Raw genomic sequence first — 667 nt, forward strand, 5'->3', positions numbered from 1 at the left:
TGTCCACCTGCAGGCCGTACTCGGCAGCGATCAGGCGACGCGTCGAGTGGCCGGTGGGAGCCAGCGGTTTCTGCTTCACGTTCTGCAGGAACGCGACGCGGGCGTAGTTCGGGTCGAGGACGAACACGTCGCGGGCGGCCACGGTGCGGGTTTCAAGGAACCTAGAGGGTACGATCTGAAGCGTACCGAAGTCGCTGACGTATACATCAATCGCGGCTACAAGCGATTTCTTGTTGGTCATGTCCTGATACTTAGTCGCCGAACCGGTGAAGGTCGAAGAGATCTTCTGCTTCACAGCCGAGCCGCACAGAACAATCGACGGCTCCGCGCCGTTGTTCCAGCACGACGCGATGACGTCCTTGAGCATTTGCTCGGTCAGCGCGCGGGCGGTGCCATCGGTCGCCGCCGCGTTCGGATAACCTGCGGTCGTGCCCGACAGGGTGCCGTTGGCGCCGCTGGTGCCGCGCGAGACGTTGGAGCGCAGGAACGCCGGAAGGCCAGCGGTGACGCGGGCGGTCGAGGCACCGCCTGCGACGGCGGCCACGTTCGACACCAGCATGAGTTCCATGTCGCGCTTCAGTTCCTTCAGCTTGAAGGCGACCTGCTTGGCGAGGGTCTGGACGTCGCCCGCGCCGTTGACGCTGTCGGCGGTGTCCGAGACTTCGAC

Annotated in this window: 1 protein-coding gene; it reads right to left on the bottom strand. The window is 64.5% G+C overall.

Going from position 1 to position 667, the window contains the following annotated elements:
- On the bottom strand, nucleotides 1-667 hold a 667-nt coding region (locus AC1QQ2_RS14810), incomplete at both ends, for an SU10 major capsid protein (protein WP_479713718.1).

Origin of the sequence: Aestuarium sp. (assembly GCF_023253315.1) — a bacterium.
Lineage (GTDB): Bacteria > Pseudomonadota > Alphaproteobacteria > Rhodobacterales > Rhodobacteraceae > Marivivens > Marivivens donghaensis.